The following is a 15,966-nucleotide window of genomic DNA, read 5'->3' as shown; positions in this document are numbered from 1 at the left end:
CCCCATATGGCGATACGCTCTGTTAACAAATTCAAACGGCGACGCCACAGGCTCTTTTCCGCTGGCGGGCCGCCGGGGACGGAAAGGAGGTTAATCGACCGAGAGGGGGGGGCATCCCTTGATCCAGGTCAACCCGAGGTGTCGTTGCCCTTTCCGGCAGAAGTGCCTTCGCGCTCCTCTAGCGCTGCCACCTTTTCGATGGTGTCCAGCAGCGCATCGGGGGTGAGACTGATGGAGTCGATGTTGTGATGCACCAGGTATTCCGCCACCTCCGGATAGTCCGACGGCGCCTGGCCGCAGATACCGGCGTGGATGCCGTTGCGGTGCGCGCCCTCGATGGCCCAACGGATCATTTCCAGCACGCCGGGGTCGCGCTCGTCGAAATCGAAGGCGACGATATCCGAATCCCGGTCCACGCCCAGCACCAGTTGGGTCAGGTCGTTGGAACCGATGGAGATGCCGTCGAATAGTTGACTGAACGCATCGATCTGCACCACATTGTTGGGGATCTCGCACATCACATAGACTTCCAGGTTCTCCTCGCCCTGTTTGAGGCCGTGATTCGCCATGGCCTCGAGGACCTTTTCACCCTCCGGAATCCGGCGGCAGAAAGGGATCATCACCTTGATGTTTTTCAGCCCCATCATCTCCCGCGCGCGCTTGATCGCGGCGCACTCCAGGGCGAAACCCGCTTCGTAGGCTTCGTGCGCGTAGCGCGCGGCGCCGCGGAAGCCGAGCATGGGGTTGTCCTCTTTGGGCTCGAAGGTGCTGCCGCCGATCAGTTGCGCGTATTCGTTGGACTTGAAGTCCGAGGTGCGTACGATCACCGGGCGCGGGTAGAAGGCCGCGGCGATAGTGCCGATGCCTTCCGAAAGCTTTTCGATAAAGAAATCCCCGCCGCTCTCGTGCAGGGCGGTCAACTCGGCGATCCGTCGCCGCGCCTCCTCGTCCTCCACCCGCTCGGGAAAGCGGAGTGCCATCGGATGCGCCTTGATGTATTCGTTGACGATAAACTCCATGCGCGCCAGGCCGACACCGTCGCAGGGAAGGGCACTCAGACGAAAGGCCTGTTCCGGGCTGCCCAGGTTGATCATCATTTTTGTGTGCGGCCTGGGCAGGTCTTCCAGTTCGATGGTGGTGACATCGAAGGGTACCTCTCCGCTGTAGACTATACCGACATCCCCTTCGGCACAGGAGAGGGTGACGGTTTCTCCATCGTTCAAATTGACGCTGTCGCCGCCGATACCCACCACGGCGGGAATACCGAACTCGCGCGCGACAATGGCGGCGTGACAGGTGCGTCCGCCGCGTATGGTGATGACCGCAGCGGCGCGGCGCATAGCCGGTCCCCAGTCCGGACTAGTGTTCTCGGCAAACAGCACTTCGCCCTCGTGAAAGTCCTTGAGCTGTTTGACATTGTCTATTTTGCGCAGTTTTCCGCTGGCGATATTGGCACCGATGGCGCGTCCGCGCGCCAGCACGGATTGCTTACCGGGCTTTTCGGTCAGGTGGTAGCGCTCCAACTGGCTGCGTTTTTTTTGCGAGGCGACGGTTTCCGGGCGCGCCTGCACAAGGTAGAGCTGGCCGTCGTCCCCGTCCTTGGCCCATTCGATATCCATCGGGGATTCTTTGCCGCGCTGGTCGCTGTAGAGCTTTTCGGTTTTTATGGCGTAGTCCGCCAGGGTCAGGACCTCTTCGTCGCTGAGACAGAAGTGTCGCCGGCGTTCGTCCGGTGTGTCGATATTGTGCATTTCCTGGCTGTTGAGGTCTTCGTCGCACACCAGGGTCTGCTGCTTGGCGCCGAGTTCCCGGCGCAGCACGCAGCGGTGGCGGAGTTCGAAGGTGGGTTTGTGCACATAGAATTCGTCCGGGTCCACCGTACCCTGGACGATATTTTCACCCAGGCCGTAGGCCCCGTTGATAAAGACAACATCGCGGAAGCCGCTGTCGGTATCCAGGGTAAACATGACCCCGCTGGCGGCCAGGTCGGCGCGCACCATCTTCATTACCGCGATGGCCAGGAAGACTTTGAAGTGATCGAAGCCGTTGCGTTCGCGATAGCTGATGGCGCGCTCGGTAAACAGGGAAGCGAAGCAGTGGCGACAGGCGTCGAGCAGGCCGTCGTTGTCGCCGATATTCAGGAAGCTGTCGTGCTGCCCCGCAAAGCTGGCATTCGGCAGGTCCTCTGCTGTGGCGGAGCTGCGCACCGCCACCCGCAACCCCGGACCGTATTGCTCGCAGAGGTCGAGATAGGCCCGGCTTATCTCTTCGCTCAGGTCATCGGGCAGGCCCGCATCGTAGATCAGGGCTCGAGCCTCTTTGGCAATTTCCGCCTGGTTGTTGTCTTTCTGCGCCCGGTCCATCAGCCGGCGGAGGGGCTTCCAGAGGTCGGCGCGATCGAGAACCTCGCGATAGGCAGCACTGGTAATTGCAAATCCATTTGGCACGTGAATTCCCTGTGAACCCAGGGCCCGGTACATTTCCCCGAGGGATGCGGTCTTGCCGCCTACCAGGGGGACGTCGTCCAAGCCTATTTGGTCGAACCAGCGGATATAGCGATCACCTGGCATTGCGAATGCACCTCCGGGATTGTCCATTCTTTCAACCTGAGCGCCCATCTTTCTTTTGTATCCTTGATCGTAGCTGAGGCGGCTCCCAGCTGCTGGTCTATAGTTTCCCGGTGCCTGGGCCCGGGCCGCGATGGTGCTAATCCCGCCGGAGGTGATTGGGATGACATTAAACCGCAGGGATTTTTTGCGTTCGTTAGGGCTGGGGGCAACCGCCAGCACCCTTCAAGGCGTTGTCGCCTGCGGAAAGTCGACGGCGAATGGCCAGGCTAAGAAAAATGGTTCTGATGAATGGGAGAGTATACGTGCGCGCTTTGCGCTGTCTCCTGATTACATTCATCTTGCTGGCCTGCTGATTGCCTCTAATCCCGATCCTGTCCGCAAGACCATCGAGGAGCATAGGAAAGCGCTCAATGAAAATCCGGCAGTGTATGTACTGGATAATAACGTGGAGCTTCAACGGAAAGTGCGGCAGGCTGCGGCCAGGTACATGGGAGTGGAAAGCGACGATATTGCACTGACCGACAGCACTACCATGGGGCTGGCTCTTGTATACAATGGAGTGAAGATCCGGGAAGACCAGGAAATGCTCACCACGGATCACGACTATTACTCTACCCATGAGTCCTTGCGTTATAAGGCAGCCCGCTCGGGCGCTTCTGTACGCGAGATCCCTCTCTACGAGGGAATTGAGCCTGTCTCCGAAAGCAGAATTGTGGAGAGACTGATTTCGGAAGTTCGCCCCAATACGCGGGTTATTGCACTCACCTGGGTCCACTCGAGTACAGGGTTAAAGTTTCCCATTCGGGGTGTGGCCGATGCTCTTGTTGAGATTAATGCGGGCCGCAACGAAGATGATCGGGCATTGCTCTGTGTCGACGGAGTTCATGGCCTGGGCGTCGAGGACATCGATATCAGTGCTTTGGGCTGTGATTTCTTTATCGCCGGAACACATAAGTGGATGTTTGGTCCCCGCGGGACAGGGATTGTCTGGGGGGCTCCCCAATCCCAGGGAGCCGTGTCACCGACCATTCCCACTTTTTCGCATGGTGAAGGGTGGGGAGAGGTTATGTCGCCAGGCGGATACAAACCGTTTGAACATCTCTGGGCGCTGGCGCAAGCATTTGAGTTCCATCAGGGGATCGGCAGGACTCGTGTCACTGATCGCATTCATTCCTTGAACCGGAAATTCAAGGAAGGGATGGCCGAGATGTCTCATGTGAAGCTGCATACCCCCATGGAGGAAAATCTCTCTGCAGGAACCATTTGCTTTGAAGTCGATGGGATGTCACCCGAGCAGGTGGTGGATCGGTTAATGGAGCGCAATATCGTTGCCAGTACCACCCCTTACAGTCCCTCATACGCTCGGATCGCACCGGGACTTATCAATTCCACGTCAGAAGTCGAACCGGTGTTGCAGGCACTTCGAGAGTTGGGAAGTTAGTGCCAAGCCTTCTTCAGGCTGTCTGTCTATACCTCCTCGATGCTTTGGATTGGCAGCCTGCGCTTCCCAGGTTGACCTTTATTTCAACCTGGGCGCCTGTTTTTCTTTTGTATTCTCGATCGTAGACAAGGCAGATTCCGTCTACTGGTCTATAGTTTTCTGGTGCCTGGTCCCGGTGCCCCACGGCCTCACAGGAATTCATTGCGAGAAAGGCCAGCGGGCAATTGCGCTGCCTATAGCACAACTGTTGCCGAGACAATAAGCGCCATATCTGTCGGTTTCCATGCCCGGTCCAGGTACAAAAAATTCATCAGAGAAATACTAATGCGACAGTCGAATCGCCAGGCATCCATTTGCCAGCCGCGATGACGACGCAATGCCGGACTTCGCAGAGGAAATACACGTGCCATTCAAACAAATACTCCTGCCACTCGATGGCTCCTCCACAGCGGAGGAGGCCGTTTCCCACGCTATATTCATTGCCGAGAGCTGTGGTGCCCGGATTCACCTGCTGCATGTGCAAACCTCTCACAGCGATGAGCACAGCCCCGATTCCGTGGACTGGCGGCTGCGCAGGGCCGAAATGCGCAGCTACCTCAGCCAGCTGGAGCAGCGCCTGTCGAAGCGAAATATTTCAATGACTTCGAATATCGTCGAGGGCCGACCTTCGGAACAGATCGTTGAGTATTCGGAAGAGAACGACATCGATCTGCTGATCTTTACTGCCTATGGAAAGGGGGGCATCAGCCGGTTCCGCTTCGGCAGTACCGCGCACAAGGTCATCAGCGGTTCCGGGATTTCCTTTATGATCGTTCGGCCCGGGGAGCTGCCTCCAGGGCGGGCGGACAAGGCCTACAAGCGCATCCTGATTCTGATGGACGGCTCGCACAGCTCCGAGTGGGTGGCCTGCCAGGTCGCGGCCATGGTGCGCGGCCAGGAGGTGGAACTGATTTTACTGCAGGTCATCTCGGTGCCTGAAATGCCGCGCCGCATGCCCATTACCCAGGAAGAGCACGCTCTGCGGGAGAAATTCGTCGAATGCAACCGGCGAGCGGCGAAAGCCTACCTCGAGGATATTGCCCGGCAGCTGCAGAACGGTATCAAGGTCCGCGTTCGCCTGGAGGTGACGCAGAGTGTTGTAGAGAACGTTTGCGGCGTAGCAATGGAGGAAGAAGTCGACCTGATTGCCATGGATGTCCACGATACCCAGGGCGGCACACACTGGGAAAAGGGCAACCTCTGCCAGGCGGTAATGTGCCGCTGTTCCCTGCCGTTGCTGGTCTTCCAGGACCTGCCCGACACCCATCCCCAGCACCTGCACACGGGCGGCGAGTTCTGCCCGATATCGCACTTCAATCATCCCAGTGACAGGAATGTCGAATGAAACTGTATGGGCGTAAGTTCTTTTCGCGCCCGGTAGCATCCGGTGGGGCGCAACCGCAAAGCGTGAAGCGGGGCATTGTCGAGGACGAAAGCGAGCAGGGCGGTCCGGAGGAGGAAATTTCCGCCCTGGCGAAGGAGCACCGGAATATCCTTTCCGGGCCGGGGAAATACCATCTCAAACCGAAGCTGAGGGCACTCGAACGGCTTTTCCCGGATATTTACAAGCGCATTGCCGCCCGCATCGAGGCTGGCGAAACGGGAACCCGCGGCGAGGAGTGGTTGCTGGACAATCGCCATGTGGTGCAGGAAGCGCTGGAACTGGTGCGGGAATCCCTGCCGCCGTCTTTCCTGAAGCAACTCCCAAAAATCCGCGGGAGGGAGGGCCGCCCGGACCTGCGGGTGCGCGTCCTGGCCGTGGCCCTTTTGTCCACCGACGACAAGCCACTGGATATGGAACGTATCCGCCCGCTGGTGGAGCGCTATCAGGATGACACTGTCCTGACCACCGGTGAGTTGTGGGCACTCCCTGCCGTCCTGCGCCTGGCCCTGCTGGAGTCCCTGGCCGGTTATGCCGAGGATGTGCTCGGCTCCGAGGATCACGAGCAGAATTTCGAGGCGGCGGAACTCGGCGGGGTAGGCGTGGCCAGTGCCATTATCAGCCTGCGCCACCTCCGCACATGCGACTGGCGCGAATTTGTGGAAGGGCTCAGCCGCGTGGAGAGGGTCCTCCGTCAGGACCCGGCGGACGCCTACACCCGCATGGATTTCAAAACCCGCGACAGTTACCGCGGCGCCGTGGAAAAAATCGCGCGCGGCAGTGGGAAGCCGGAGTACGAAGTGGCGGAGCGGGCTCTGGAACTGAGCCGGGCCCAGGCATCCGACAGCCGCGAGCAACATGTGGGCTTTTACCTGGTGGGGGAAGGGCGCCGCCAATTTGAGGAATCCGTCAAGTGCCGGCTTCCCTGGGGGCCTCGTCTTTACCGCTGGATCACCGACCACGCGCTTGCAGTTTACTTTACAGGGCTGGCCGTATTTTTCCTGCCACCGCTGGTTGGCCTTGCCATTTACCTGATTGCCGGAGGAACATCCGCCTGGGTAGTGGTATTGGCCCTGCTGCTCGCCACGATACCGCTGCTGGGTTTTGCCCTGGCGCTGGTGAACGGCCTGATCACCCACAGCCTGCCGCCGCGCAAGCTTCCCAAGCTCAATTTCGAGACGGGGATTCCGGCGGATTACCGCACCGCGGTAGTCATGCCCGTGCTGATCGCCGATACCGAGGACGTGCACCGTATTCTGCAGTGCGTGGAAATCAATTACCTGAACAACACCGACAACAACCTCGTCTATGTGGTGCTGAGCGATTTCGCCGATGCAGGTGAGCAGGACTGCGATAGCGACAACATCCTGCTGAAAATCGCCGAGGAGTCCCTGTCCGCGCTGAACCGGCGCTATGGCCGTGACAGCACCTTCCTGCTGCTGCACCGCAGGCGCTGCTGGAACGCCGCCGAGGGCTGCTGGATGGGTTGGGAGCGCAAGCGCGGCAAGCTGGTCGAGTTCAACCGACTGATCCGCGGCGACGAGGACACCACCTTCGAGACCTGTTTCGGCGATCGCGCCGCGCTGCACGGATTGCGCTATGTGATCACCCTCGATGCGGATACCCAGATGCCGCCGGGCACCGCCCGGCGTCTTGTAGGCACCATCGCCCATCCGCTGAACCGCGCGCAGATGGACGCCGCCGGGCAGCGGGTGGCGGCGGGCTACGGCTTCCTGCAGCCGCGCCTGGAAATTGATCCCGCCGACACCGCAGACACGATGTTCACGGAAATATTTTCCGGAGACAGAAGCGTGGACCTCTATACCCACGCAGTGTCGGACGCCTACCAGGATCTGTTCGGTGAGGGCATTTTCGCCGGCAAGGGGATTTACGATCCGGAGGTATTGGAGCAGACCCTGGCGGGCCGCCTGCCGGAGAACGCGGTGCTCAGCCACGATCTGCTGGAGGGCGCTATCGGCAGCACCGCGCTGCTGTCCGATACGGTGGTCTACGAGCAGTATCCGCCCAATGTCTTCGCCCTGTTGCGGCGCTCCCACCGCTGGATACGCGGCGACTGGCAGCTGCTGCCCTGGCTGCGCCGCCGGGTGCCGGCCGACGGCGACACCCGGGTGAAAAACCCGCTTCCGCTGATCCACCGGTGGAAAATCGCCGACAATCTGCGGCGCAGCCTGGAGGCACCCGGCGTATTGCTCCTGTTCCTGCTCGCCTGGAGCGGATGGCTGCCCGGCTCCGCCTGGGCCTGGACCCTGGCGCTACTGGCGTTGACCGCGGCACCGGTGTGGGTGGAGCTGTTGTCGCTGTTGTGGCGCAGCGCGGCCAATCCCCTGAGCGCGCACCGGCATTTCCGGGGCACGCCGGGGCTATTGCGCCAGCGGTTGCTGCACTGGTTGTTGTCGCTGGCGCTGCTGCCCTACCAGGCGGTCAGTACGCTGGACGCGATAGTACGCACCCTCTACCGGCTGGGTATTTCCCGGCGACACCTGCTGGAGTGGCGGTCCTGCGCCCATGTGAACCGGGCGCTGGGCCGGGCCATGGGAGCGGTCGGCGTCTGGCGGGAAATGTGGATTTCCCCCGCGCTGGCCGCCATCGTGGCACTGGGCCTGATCTTCCGCGAGCCGGTGAGTCTGCTCGCCGCCGCTCCGCTCCTGCTGGCCTGGCTGATGGCGCCGCAACTGACCCGTTGGATAGACCGGCCGCCGGTAATCAAACAATTGCCCGTCGGCGACGAAGACCGGCGTGAACTGCGCCTGCTGGGGCGGCGCACCTGGTTTTTCTTCCAGCAGTTCATGGGGCCGAATGATCACTGGCTGCCGCCGGACAACTACCAGGAAGAGCCCCTGGCGGTGCTCGCGCGCCGCACTTCTCCCACCAATATCGGCCTCGGGCTGCTGAGTGTCCTGAGCGCCTACGATTTCGGCTATATCGATCTGACCCAACTACTGGCCAGCCTGAACAACAGCTTCGACCGCATGAGTTCCCTGGAACGCTACCGGGGGCATTTCCTGAACTGGTTTGAAACCCGCGAACTGCGCCCGCTATTGCCGCGCTACGTCTCCACCGTGGACAGCGGCAACCTCGCGGGGTCCCTGCTGGCCCTGGCCGGCGGTCTGGAGGAGATGTTGTACCTCCCGCCGGCAGGGCGGCAATTGGTGCGCGGCGTTGTGGACACCCTCGGGATCATCGAGGAGACCCTTCAGCCCAGCGATGGCTCGAAACCCGGGGAGGAGCTGCGGGAAATCATCGCGCAGATACGCGACCTGCGCGACCGCCTGGAGGAACGGGCGGAGGAGGGCGACTGGTGGCCTGTGGTAGAGGAGGCCTACCAGCGGGAAATACCGGAGCTGCAGGAGCGGATGCTGGCGCTGATCGAGAGCGACGACAAGAGCTTCAGTGCCGAGGCGCTGGGACGCCTGCGGCACTGGCTCGACGAACTGCACCACCAGCGGATATTCCTTCGCCGCCACCGGGAAAGCATCGAGGCCTGCCACCCCCTGCTCGAGGAGCCGCCCGCGGCGTACCGGGAGGCGGATACCCCCCTCGCAGACAGCTACGAAGTACTGGCAGTGGCCATGGACCCCCAGGTTCCCCTGGGGAAACTCGCCGAGCGCTGCTGGGAGGCGGAAGAGATCCTCGAGCGGCTCGAGGCCGCTCTGGCGGACTCGGATATTTCGCAGGAACAGCGCCGACAAGCAGAAGACTGGAACAGGGAATTGCGGGCCGCATTGCAATCCACCCGCGAACATGCGGACAAGCGCGCGGGGGAACTGCGCGGGCTGGCCACGCGGGCCCGCAACTGGGTGCAGGAGATGGAGTTCGGTTTTCTCTACGACCGGGACCGCCACCTGTTTCGCATCGGCTACAACGTCACCGACGCCAGCCTCGATCCCAATTACTACGACTTGCTGGCCTCGGAATCGCGCCTGGCCGGTTTCATCGCCGTGGCCAAGGGGGATGTCCCCAGCCAGCACTGGCTGCACCTGGAGCGTCCCTTCCGGCGACTGAAGGGGAAGGTGGTGCTGATGTCCTGGAGCGCCACCCTGTTCGAATACCTGATGCCCCGCCTGCTGATGGAGACCCCGGACCACAGCCTGATAGCGAAGGCCTGCCGCAACGCCATCGACGTTCACCGAGATTTTACCCGGCGGCTGGGACTGCCCTGGGGGATTTCCGAATCCGGCTACTACCAGCTCGATACCCACCTGCACTACCAGTACCGGGCCTTTGGGGTGCCGGGCATCGGCTTTCGTCGGGACCTGGGCGATCGCCTGGTGATCTCCCCCTATTCGTCGATGATGGCGTTGCCTTTCGACGCCGCGGCTGTGGTGGACAACCTGCGCGGATTGCGCACCCACGGCGGCTACGGCCAGTACGGTCTGTACGAGGCGATCGACTTCGGTCGCACCGCCAAGGCCGCGCCGCGCAGGGCGCGCACCGTGCGCTCTTATATGAGCCACCACCAGGGCATGATCATGCTGGCCCTGAATAATTTCTTTCACGCTGACATCATGCTGCGGCGTTTTCACCGGGAACCGCGCATCGCCGGCCTGACGCCGCTGCTGCACGAACGCATCCCCTCGGCGCCCGCGGCACCGATACCCTGGAGCCGCCCCGGGGCTGTCCGCGGTTTCCACCCGGCGGTGCCCCTGGAGAGCTGGTGGGCGAGCCTGCACGGGGCGCGTCCGCAGTACAACCTGTTATCCAATGGCCACTACACCCTGATCAACAGCGCCGAAGGCGGCGGCGGCAGCTACTGGCACAACATCGCCCTGACCCGCTGGCAGCCGGACCCCACCAGGGAGCAGTTCGGGCACTGGTGCTATGTTCGCGACCTGGACAAGGGGACTCTCTTTTCCATCGGCCTGGACCCCTGTGGCGCGGATACCAGCCTGTGCGCCGCCAGCTTCGCGCCCCACTGCACCGAGTACCAGCGGCGGGAGTCCGAGCTGTTCTGCCGCCTGCGCATCGCCATCAGCTCCCAGCACGACCTGGAGGTCCGCCGGCTGATCATCAAGAACGAGAGTGCGCGACCGCGCCGGCTGCTGCTGGGCACCTATGCGGAAGTGGTGCTGGCTCCGGAACAGGAGGACCGCCGCCATCCGGCTTTCGCCAAACTTTTCGTGGAGAGCCACCACCTGCCGGAGGAGCAGACCATGCTCTACCGGCGCCGGCCGCGCAGCAGCGAGGAGAAACCCATCTACCTGGGCCACAGCGTGCTGGTACAGCCGGGGGTGAAACACAGGCTTGCCTGGGAAACGGACCGCTGGCGTTTCCTCGGGCGCGGCGGCTCCCCGGCGCGCCCCCAGGCCCTGCAGAAGGGGCTGGCGGGCTTCAGTGGCACCACCGGCGCGGTCCTCGATCCGGTGATCGCCACCGGTGTGGAGCTTACCGTGCCGGCGCAGTCGGAAATTGAAGTCGCCTACCTGACCGGGGTCAGCAAATCCCGGCAGGAACTGATGGCGGTACTGCGCTCCCGCCGCTCACTGCCCCAGGTGCATTGGATTTTCGACCTGGCGCGCATGCAATCGGAGCACGAACTGCAGAACCTGCGCATGGCGTCGGGTAACCTGCGCTGGATGATGGAGTTGCTGTCAGCGCTGCTCTCGCCGGACAGCAGCGTGCGCGCACCCTCCCGGATACTCGGCCGCAGCCGGCAATTGCAATCCAGCCTGTGGAGCCGGGGGATCTCTGGCGATAACCCGATCCTGCTGCTGCAGATCCAGAGCTCCGGGGAGGTTGCCTTCGCCGAGCCCATCCTCCAGGCACACACCTACTGGTGCGGCCGGGGGATAGCCATCGACCTGGTGATCATCGATGAGGATTCCGCCGGCTACGAACAGAACACCCGGGACCGGCTGCAATATATCAGTACCGATGTCCGCGGCAGGACCCTGCGCAAACTGAACGGCTCGGTATTTATTGTCCCCGGGCGGGAGCTGCCCGGGGAGGAGCGGGAGCGGCTGATGGCCGCGGCGCGGGTTGTACTGGATTCCGCTGCCGGCCCGGTCTCGGCGCAGATCGCCGCCTCCGGAGTGCCCCAGCACTTGCCCCCCTTCGTGCCGGTGCGCCCTGCGGACTACGAGCCGCAGCCCACGCCGGAATTGGAGCGGCCGGAGGACCTGCTGTTCGACAACGGCATCGGCGGCTTCAGCGCCGACGGCAGGGAATACGTGCTGCACCTGGAGAGGGGACAGCGTCCGCCCGCGCCCTGGGTCAACGTAATCGCCAATCCCTCTTTCGGCTGCCTGGTGACAGAAGCGGGTTCTTGCTGCACCTGGTCCGGCAACAGCGGCGAGCACCGCCTGACCGCCTGGCAAAACGATCCGGTGCGCGACCCCAGTGGCGAGGTCCTTTACCTGCGCGACGAGGAGACCGCCGAGGTGTGGTCGCCGACACCGGCGCCGCGCCCCGCAGATGCTCCCTACCAGGTGCGCCACGGTGCCGGCTACACCGAATACCGGCACAACAGCCACGGCATGGAACAGGCCTGGCGGGTCTTCGTGCATCGGGAGGCGCCGGTCAAGATCGGTCGCCTGACCCTGACCAACAGCTGGGACCGGCCGCGGCGTATCACCGCCACCTATTACGTGGAGTGGGTCCTGGGGCTGACCCGGGCGGGCACCTGGCCCTATATCGTCAGCGAATTTGAATCCCACAGTGAAGTGCTGTTGGCACGCAACACCTTCACCCGCGATGCCGACGCCGGCGTGGCATTTCTCGCCGCAAGCCTGCCGGTCCACGGCCTGACCACCGACCGCACGGAATTCCTGGGGAAATCCGGCGGGCTTCATGCTCCCGCAGCCATGTTCTGCATCGGCCTTTCCGGCGAGGTGGACCACGGCGGCGATCCCTGCGCGGCCTATCAGGTGCATATCGACCTGGAGCCCGGCGCCACGGAGCAGATCTATTTCGTGCTGGGAGAGGGCGCCGACCGCAAGCTGGCCCTGGAGTTGGCCGAGAATTTCAGCGATCCGCAGCGGGCGGAAGCGGCCCGCGAGGATGCTGAAGGATTCTGGGAAGAATACCTGGGCAGCGTGCAAATCGAGACGCCGGACAAGGCCACAGACCTGCTTGTGAACCGCTGGCTACCCTACCAGACACTGGCCTGCCGGCTCTGGGGGCGCAGCGGCTACTACCAGTCCAGCGGTGCCTTCGGTTTCCGCGACCAACTGCAGGATGTGCAGGGGCTGCTGTGGACGCACCCAGAGTGGACCCGGGAGCATATCCTGCGCGCCGCTTCCCGGCAGTTCCAGGACGGTGATGTGCTGCACTGGTGGCACGAGAATCCCTTACGGGGCGTGCGTACCCGATGTTCCGACGACCTGCTGTGGCTGCCGTTTGTCACCGCGGAGTACATCCGCACCACCGGGGACTACTCGATCCTGGAGGAGTGGGTCAGCTACCTGCAGGGGCCTCCCCTGGAAAAGGACGAAAATGAACGCTACACGGAATACGAAACCAGCGCGGAAACCGGCTCCCTTTACGAACACTGCTGCCGGGCCATAGAGCGCGCCGGCGCGGTGGGCCCCCATGGCCTGCCGGTGATCGGCAACGGCGACTGGAACGACGGCTTCAACCGCATCAGTACCACCGGGCGCGGTGAGAGCGTTTGGCTGGGCTGGTTCCTGGTGCGGGTCTGCCGGGATATGGCGCCCCTGTGCGAGCATATGGGCGACGGCGCCCTGGCCGACCACTACCGCGAACTGGGCGAGAATCTCAAGCAGCAGGTGGAGGAAAACGGCTGGGACGGCGCCTGGTACCGGCGCGCCTACTACGACGACGGCACACCGGTGGGTTCGGAGAAGAGCGACGAGTGCAAGATCGACCTGATTGCACAAACCTGGTCGGTCCTGGCCCCGGAAAAGCCGGTGGAGAGAGCGCCCATGGCAATGCAGTCCGCCTACCGGCACCTGGTGCGCGAGGAGGCGCGGCAGATACTGCTGTTGGCGCCGCCCTTCAACCGCACGAAAAAAGACCCCGGCTACATCAAGGGCTACCCGCCGGGCATCCGCGAAAACGGCGGCCAGTACACCCACGCCGCCACCTGGGCCGTCTGGGCCGCCGCCGGCCTCCGCGACAGCGGGCGCGCCTGGCACCTGTTCGACCTGCTCAACCCGATCACCCACACCTCCGACGCCGAAGGCGTGCAGCGCTACCGCACCGAACCCTATGTGCTGGCCGGGGACGTCTACGGGGTGGCGCCGCACGTGGGCCGGGGCGGCTGGACCTGGTATTCCGGCGCTTCCGCCTGGCTCTACCGCGGGGCACTCGAAGCACTGCTCGGCCTGCGGGTCCGCGGGGACACCCTGGAGATAAAACCCTGCCTGCCACCTTCCTGGGACCGCTACCGCGTGACGCTGCGCCGCGGCGGGAGCAGCTATGACATCGAAGTGGAAAACTGCGGCGGCTGCCCGGAGGCGATCCGCGAACTGAACCTGGATGGAGAGAAGGTCGACGGGCCGCAGATCCCGTTCAGGGACGATGGCGAGCGCCACCGGGTGCGCATCGTCTTCGAAGCGCAGGATAGTGGGGATTGACCCTTGACCACCGGCTGGGAGCATTTCAGCCACGAGGCCGATATGGGCCTTCGCGGCTATGGGGCGACGCCGGAGGAAGCTTTCGAACAGACTGGCCTGGCACTGACCGCGACCGTTACCGAACTGGACAGTGTATCGCCGGATGAGCGCGTGGACGTCGAGTGCGAAGCCCCCGATCTCGAACTGTTGCTGGTGGATTGGATCAATGCGATGGTCTACGAAATGGCCACGCGCAATATGCTCTTTTCCCGTTTCGCGGTGAAGCTGGACGGGAACCGGTTGAGCGGCAGTGCCTGGGGCGAACCGGTGCAGCGGCAGAAGCATATGCCGGCGGTGGAAGCCAAGGGGGCGACCTACACTGCATTGAAAGTCCGTGAACAAGAGAACGGCGGCTGGATGGCGCAGTGCGTAATCGATGTGTGAAGTGGGCGCAGTTCTGTAGGATGGGCAAAGCTGACCTCTGGTTGGATTCAGGGTGGGCTCTATCTGAGGTGGCGATATGAGAAAAGGCGAATACACCCTTCAGCGTGAATCCGAATTCGCCTGGCGCATCGACCCCACTGGCAAAATGCGCGTGCCCGGAGTGGTCTACGCCGATGAATCGCTAATCGAGGGCATGGACGACAAGGTGTTCGAGCAGCTGGCCAACGTGGCCAGCCTGCCGGGCATCGTACAGGCGGCCTACGCGATGCCCGACGCCCACTGGGGTTACGGATTTCCCATCGGCGGCGTGGCGGCCTTCGATCCCGATGAAGGCGGCGTGGTTTCCGCCGGCGGTGTCGGCTTCGATATTTCCTGCGGGGTGCGCTGCCTGCGCACCGGCCTTACCGTGGACGACATCGAGCCCCACAAAAAAAAATTGGCCGACCAGCTTTTCAAACATATTCCAGTGGGCGTCGGCAGTACCGGGCGCATTCACCTGAACGCCAAGGGGATGCAGGGGATGTTGCGCGGCGGCGCGCGCTGGGCGGTGGAGCAGGGGTTCGGCAACCCCGAGGACCTGGAACATATCGAAGAACGCGGCTGCATGGCCGGCGCCGATCCGGCGGAGGTTTCGGATAGGGCACGCAAACGGCAACAGGACGAAATGGGCACGCTGGGTTCCGGCAATCACTACCTGGAAGTCCAGCGGGTAGCGGAAATTTACGACCGCAACACAGCCGCGGCATTCGGCTTGCAGGTGGACGACGTGGTGGTGTTTATCCACTGCGGCTCCCGCGGCCTGGGCCACCAGATAGGTACCGAGTTTCTCAAGTACATGGTGCTCGCCGCGAGCCAGCACAAGATTGAGTTGCCGGACCGCGAGCTGGCCTGCGCGCCGATCAATTCCGAACTGGGGCAGGCCTACCTGGGTGCCATGCGCGCGGGCATCAACTGCGCCCTGGCCAATCGCCAGATCATCACTCACCTGACACGGGAAGTGTTTGCGGACGTGCTGCCGAAGGCGGACCTCACCCTTTTGTTCGACGTTTCTCACAACACCTGCAAGGTGGAGACGCACCGGGTGCAGGGCGGAGAGCGCAAACTCTATGTGCACCGCAAGGGCGCCACCCGCGCCTTCGGTCCCGGGCACCCGGAGATTCCCGAAACACTGCGCGCAGTGGGCCAGCCGGTGCTGATCGGCGGCTCCATGGGCACTGAATCACACGTTCTCGTCGGCACCGAGCAGGGTGCGGATCTCTCCTTCCACTCCGCCTGCCACGGCGCCGGCCGCGCCATGAGCCGGCACCAGGCCACCAAACAGTGGCGCGGGCGCTCACTGGTGGACGAACTGGCGGAGCGGGGCATCCAGATCCGCAGCCCGTCCATGCGCGGTGTTGCGGAGGAGGCGCCGGGTGCCTACAAGGACGTGCGTGCAGTGGTTGATGCCGCGGAGGCAGCGGGCCTGGCGCGCAAGGTGGCGCGGCTGGAACCACACGTATGTGTCAAAGGTTGAATCCGGATGGCTTCTATCGCCGTTTGAATCGCAGCGCAAGGCGC

General features: G+C 62.9%; 6 protein-coding genes. 5 read left to right on the top strand and 1 reads right to left on the bottom strand.

What is annotated here, in order from left to right; translation table 11 throughout:
• Positions 1-128 precede the first annotated feature (128 nt).
• A complete protein-coding gene (gene ppsA / locus PP263_RS05580) occupies positions 129-2,570 on the bottom strand; it encodes a phosphoenolpyruvate synthase (protein ID WP_308367379.1) in 2,442 nt (813 codons plus the stop codon).
• Positions 2,571-2,730: 160 nt separating this feature from the next.
• On the opposite strand from ppsA, the gene PP263_RS05575 reads away from it, so the two are divergent.
• The 5 genes from PP263_RS05575 (at position 2,731) to PP263_RS05555 (ending at position 15,922) form a co-directional block, all read left to right on the top strand.
• Positions 2,731-4,011, top strand: coding sequence for an aminotransferase class V-fold PLP-dependent enzyme (locus PP263_RS05575; protein ID WP_308367378.1), 1,281 nt, complete (start codon positions 2,731-2,733; stop codon positions 4,009-4,011).
• 403 nt (positions 4,012-4,414) lie between these two features.
• Positions 4,415-5,395 carry a universal stress protein gene (locus tag PP263_RS05570; RefSeq protein ID WP_308367377.1) on the top strand — a complete coding sequence of 327 codons (981 nt, stop codon included), beginning with the start codon at positions 4,415-4,417 and terminating at the stop codon, positions 5,393-5,395.
• Positions 5,392-13,986: a GH36-type glycosyl hydrolase domain-containing protein gene (locus PP263_RS05565; RefSeq protein WP_308367376.1), complete on the top strand. Its 8,595-nt coding sequence runs from the start codon at positions 5,392-5,394 to the stop codon at positions 13,984-13,986. The genes PP263_RS05570 and PP263_RS05565 overlap by 4 nt, the downstream gene beginning before the upstream one ends.
• 3 nt (positions 13,987-13,989) lie before the next feature.
• Positions 13,990-14,409, top strand: coding sequence for an archease (locus PP263_RS05560; protein WP_308367375.1), 420 nt, complete (start codon positions 13,990-13,992; stop codon positions 14,407-14,409).
• Positions 14,410-14,485: 76 nt separating this feature from the next.
• Entirely contained in the window at positions 14,486-15,922 is a 1,437-nt protein-coding gene (locus tag PP263_RS05555) for an RtcB family protein (RefSeq protein WP_308367374.1), read from the top strand.
• The last annotated feature ends 44 nt before the right edge of the window (positions 15,923-15,966 follow it).

Origin of the sequence: Microbulbifer sp. TB1203 (assembly GCF_030997045.1) — a bacterium.
Lineage (GTDB): Bacteria > Pseudomonadota > Gammaproteobacteria > Pseudomonadales > Cellvibrionaceae > Microbulbifer.
The sequence above is the reverse complement of the archived record's forward strand: the minus strand, read 5'-3'. Positions and strand labels throughout refer to the sequence as shown.

Excerpts from the sequence above, each read along its gene's own strand:
- PP263_RS05575 (WP_308367378.1), top strand. The coding sequence starts at position 2,731 with ATGACATTAAACCGCAGGGATTTTTTGCGTTCGTTAGGGCTGGGGGCA.
- PP263_RS05555 (WP_308367374.1), top strand. The coding sequence starts at position 14,486 with ATGAGAAAAGGCGAATACACCCTTCAGCGTGAATCCGAATTCGCCTGG.
- PP263_RS05565 (WP_308367376.1), top strand. The coding sequence starts at position 5,392 with ATGAAACTGTATGGGCGTAAGTTCTTTTCGCGCCCGGTAGCATCCGGT.
- ppsA (WP_308367379.1), bottom strand. The coding sequence starts at position 2,570 with ATGCCAGGTGATCGCTATATCCGCTGGTTCGACCAAATAGGCTTGGAC.